Here is a 4,523-nt window from a genome sequence, read left to right on the forward strand (position 1 = left end):
CAATAATCTAGTCGGGTTATTTTAGGCTTCTTCATGACTATTATGGTACTACGCTATGCTTTAGGTTGGCAATATATCTCTGGTTTTGCGTAAGTCCTAATACGCTGACATTTACTCATAACAAGCTGAGTCTGGCTCAAGACAGGGCAAATTTAGCCTTTTTTGCCCAAATATACCATCTGAATTTATCTCTAATCTTACCGCTTATTTTTTAAGTGCCTTGCTTTACTCAATATTAAGTATCTAATACTGTAAGCCCTTATAACTAAAGGCTTAGGTCTAATGCGTATCTTTCAAAGCTTCCCCTAGCCTTTCTCTATATTTAACTTAAAACCTGTGCATGAATCATTAAAAACAACCACAACAATGAATTTTATTCATCTTTAGCTTAAATTTAATCGTTTTTATTCATGTAAAGCCTTGGGTATGATTCATCTCATACACAAATTTGGTTTTATCTTGAACAATTAGGGTGGCAAATATTATGAGTAATAAATTTACATATTCGATTTCAAAGATTCGTTTTGATGAGAACTATAAGCCAGCAGACAGCACACGCCTAACCACTAACTTTGCAAACTTAGCCCGTGGTGAAAGCCGTCAGGAGAATCTGCGTAAAGCCTTAACTATGATCAACAATCGCTTTAACGCTTTGGCACATTGGGACAATCCAAATGCTGACCGCTATTCTGTTGAGGTAGATATTATCTCAGCAGACTTAGATATCGAAGGCAATGGTAAGACGTTCCCAGTTATCGAAACCCTGCAAACCACCATTGTCGACCACAAAGAAAACACCCGTATTGAAGGCATGATTGGTAACAGCTTCTCCTCGTATGTGCGTGACTACGACTTCAGTGTCGTTCTACCCGAGCATTTTGAGAAGAATCCAAACACGCCGCCACCAGCAAGCTTTGGTGATTTGCACGGCAAACTGTTTCAGCACCTATTGAATTCAGAGGCTTATAAAGCTCAGTTCAAAAAGCAGCCTGTGATTTGCTTAAGTGTGTCTACCACCAAGACCTATCACCGCACCACCAATCAGCATCCGGTATTAGGCGTGGAATACAGACAAGATGAATACTCATTAACGGATGGGTATTTCCACAAAATGGGCTTAAAAGTACGCTACTTCAAGCCACAAAACAGTGCCGCGCCCTTGGCCTTTTATTTCTCAGGTGACTTATTAACCGATTACACAGATCTTGAGTTAATCAGTGCCATCAGCACCATGGAGTCTTTCCAAAAGATCTATCGTCCTGAGATTTATAACGCCAACTCAGCGGCCGGTGAAGTGTATCAGCCCAGCTTAAACTACCAAGATTACTCGCTAACTCAAGTGGTGTATGACCGTGAAGAGCGCAGTCAACTGGCAGTAAAACAAGGCAGGTTCACCGAAGAGCAGTTTATTAAGCCTTACCAAGACATTCTTGATGAGTGGGCAGCAAACTTTAATGTGACCTCTGCTACGCCTGAAAAACAGGCCGCTTAACTAAGGGCTTAACCCTTATATCCTTTAAAAATAATCAAAATAGAAAAGAGAGTCATCATGGCCCTATTACTACCGACTTCAACCGCAGGCAGCTTACCCAAACCTTCTTGGTTGGCAGAACCTGAAAAGCTTTGGTCTCCTTGGAAACTAGAAGGCGATGCCCTGATTGAAGCCAAGCAAGACGCCCTACGTTTAACCTTACAAGAGCAAAGTCACGCTGGGATTGATATCGTCAGCGATGGTGAGCAAACCCGCCAGCACTTTGTGACCACTTTTATCGAGCATCTTGATGGTGTGGACTTTGAAAACCGTGAAACTGTCAAGATTCGTGATCGCTATGAGGCCAGCGTGCCTTCAGTAGTCGGAGCGGTTAGCCGTCAAAAGCCAGTGTTTGTAGAAGATGCTAAGTTTTTACGTCAACAAACCGATCAGCCGATTAAATGGGCTCTACCTGGTCCGATGACTATGGTGGATACTCTATATGATGGCCATTATAAAAGCCGCGAAAAATTAGCTTGGGAGTTTGCCACCATTCTAAACCAAGAAGCCCGTGAGTTAGAGGCCGCTGGTGTGGATATAATCCAATTTGATGAACCGGCTTTTAACGTTTTTTTCGATGAGGTTAATGACTGGGGCATCGCTACTTTAGAGCGCGCCATTGAAGGTCTAAAATGTGAGACTGCGGTCCATATCTGCTATGGCTATGGGATCAAGGCCAATACCGACTGGAAAAAAACCTTAGGTTCAGAATGGCGTCAATACGAAGAGGTGTTTCCTAAACTGCAGCAATCTGCCATCGACATCGTCTCACTTGAGTGCATCAACTCACGTGTGCCCATGGATTTGATTGAACTGATTCGCGGTAAAAAAGTTATGGTGGGGGCTATTGATGTGGCTACCAATACCATTGAAACCCCAGAGCAAGTAGCGGGCGTGCTAAGAAAAGCTCTAAAGTTTGTGGAGGCTGATAAGCTGTACCCTTCAACCAACTGTGGCATGACCCCCTTATCTCGCCAAGTCGCCAGAGGCAAACTTCGAGCTCTGAGTGCCGGCACCGCAATCATCCGTCAAGAATTAACGACCTAACTCTTATCTGTACCTATAGTCTCGCTCATAAACGTCAGCGGTCGTGTTAAACTCGCCTTATTCAGGATTATATTGCTTACTTGTGCCTACCTGCCTTGAAGTAGACGTCAATGAGTGCGACTATATCCGTACATATAGAATTGAAATTTAGGATTTAAGTGATGATTGAAGCCACCGACTTTAGAAATGCCATGTCTTTGTTAACGACAGCAGTGAATGTTGTCACTACCAAAGGCCCTTCTGGTCGTCATGGATTTACCGCTTCTGCGGTCTGTAGTGTTACCGACACACCAGCCACTTTACTGGTTTGTATGAATCAATCTGCTCGATCACATGAGTATTTTGTCGAAAATAAAACCTTAAGTGTCAATGTCTTAGGAGCACAGCATGAGGAAGTCTCCAATACCTTTGCTTCCCCTTTACCCTCAGAAGAGCGATTCAAAAAGGGCGTTTGGGGTGAGCTAAAAACGGGCTCCCCTATTTTAGAGGATGCTTTGGTTAGCTTTGACTGTGAAATTGAGCAAACTCAAGAAGTGGGTACTCACAGTGTCTTTATGTGCCGTGTTGTCGCTATTAGACAGCCTGAACGACATGATGCAGGGACTGAAAGCCTAGTTTATTTCAATCGCTCTTATCACCAAGTGGGTCTGGTAGAAAGCCGTTAAGTTAAGTCAGGGCATAACTAAAAATACTCTAACCCTTTAACCGAGAAGAAAAAATCCCGTGGAATTAATCACTTTTTTAGTAATCGGTGCTCTAGCAGGATTTGCTGCTGGGCTATTTGGCGTGGGCGGTGGAACTATTATCGTGCCGCTCCTGTTCATTGTCTTTACCCAAATGGGTTATAGCCCAGATGTTGTTATGCATCTGGCATTAGGCACCTCTTTGGCGACTATTATTGTCACCTCTATCAGCTCATTAATGGCCCACAATACAAAAGGGTCAGTCATGTGGCCGGTGTTTAAAAATCTAGCCCCAGGCATGGCGCTTGGTTGTTTTTTTGGTGCAGGCGTAGCAGGATTAATCTCTGGTATTCATCTGCAAATTATTGTTGGTATCTTCCTGCTTTGGGTCGCTTATAGAATGTTTGCTAAAGCCAAAAATCAGACAGCTTCAAGTACCTCTAATACTGCAGATCAAGATACCCAGTTTAATGAAATAGCATTGCCTTCAACACCAAAACAGTTAGCAGCAGGCGGCGTGATTGGTATAGCCTCAGCCATCTTCGGTATTGGCGGCGGTAGCTTAACTGTGCCTTACTTAACCCGTTATGGGGTGGTCATGCAAAAAGCGGTCGGTACTTCAGCTGCCTGTGGCCTGCCCATTGCTATTGCGGGCGCACTAGGCTTTATGTTCTTTGGTATGCAGCAAAAAATTGATGTGCCCAATACCATCGGCTTCGTACATATCTACGCCTTTTTAGGGATCAGTGTCATGAGCTTTTTTACCGCCAAGCTGGGTGCAAAAGTTGCTCATATCCTGTCCCCTGCGATGCTCAAAAAATGCTTTTCGGTACTGCTGACAATTGTGGGCTGCTATTTCCTTTATAAAGGGCTGCGTTAAGCTTACTCCTTAATACACTAGACTCAAAGCTCTCAACCATAAGTATAAAAAGCCCCTGCCAGAATCCTGACAGGGGCTTTTGCTAATGTCAGCGAGTAATAAAGTATCATACTGAGATTAAGCTAAACCCTTGATTTTATTACTTCGTATTTTGAGTGAAAAATGATAAAGTATCATACTCAATAGCATTGCCTATACCTTATAGTTACATTTTGGAGTAATAAAGTTTCATACTCAGCTACCTAAAATACTTCTTAAAAAACTAATTTAAAATCAATATTTATGGTAATCACCCCAAAAAATAATAACACGTAAAAGCAGAAACTAACTGCTAAAATACTAGCAGGAGATTTCGACATGAAAAAATCAAGATTTACCGACA

General features: G+C 42.7%; 4 protein-coding genes. All 4 read left to right on the forward strand.

Translation table 11 applies throughout. From position 1 onward, the window contains the following. The first annotated feature begins 484 nt into the window (after positions 1-484). Complete coding sequence (locus tag A1232T_RS11560; RefSeq protein WP_077449555.1) at positions 485-1,492, forward strand: DUF1852 domain-containing protein; 1,008 nt, start codon at positions 485-487, stop codon at positions 1,490-1,492. A gap of 57 nt (positions 1,493-1,549) precedes the next feature. Beyond that, positions 1,550-2,578: a methionine synthase gene (locus A1232T_RS11565; RefSeq protein WP_077449556.1), complete on the forward strand. Its 1,029-nt coding sequence runs from the start codon at positions 1,550-1,552 to the stop codon at positions 2,576-2,578. A gap of 161 nt (positions 2,579-2,739) precedes the next feature. Further along, positions 2,740-3,243 carry a flavin reductase family protein gene (locus tag A1232T_RS11570; RefSeq protein WP_077449557.1) on the forward strand — a complete coding sequence of 168 codons (504 nt, stop codon included), beginning with the start codon at positions 2,740-2,742 and terminating at the stop codon, positions 3,241-3,243. 58 nt (positions 3,244-3,301) lie between these two features. After that, a complete protein-coding gene (locus A1232T_RS11575; RefSeq protein ID WP_077449558.1) occupies positions 3,302-4,141 on the forward strand; it encodes a sulfite exporter TauE/SafE family protein in 840 nt (279 codons plus the stop codon). The last annotated feature ends 382 nt before the right edge of the window (positions 4,142-4,523 follow it).

Source organism: Psychrobacter pasteurii (genome assembly GCF_900162815.1).
Classification (GTDB): domain Bacteria; phylum Pseudomonadota; class Gammaproteobacteria; order Pseudomonadales; family Moraxellaceae; genus Psychrobacter; species Psychrobacter pasteurii.

What these genes read in the sequence shown, in the direction of transcription:
- A1232T_RS11560 (WP_077449555.1), top strand. Translation starts at nt 485, where the DNA reads ATGAGTAATAAATTTACATATTCGATTTCAAAGATTCGTTTTGATGAG.
- A1232T_RS11565 (WP_077449556.1), top strand. Translation starts at nt 1,550, where the DNA reads ATGGCCCTATTACTACCGACTTCAACCGCAGGCAGCTTACCCAAACCT.
- A1232T_RS11570 (WP_077449557.1), top strand. Translation starts at nt 2,740, where the DNA reads ATGATTGAAGCCACCGACTTTAGAAATGCCATGTCTTTGTTAACGACA.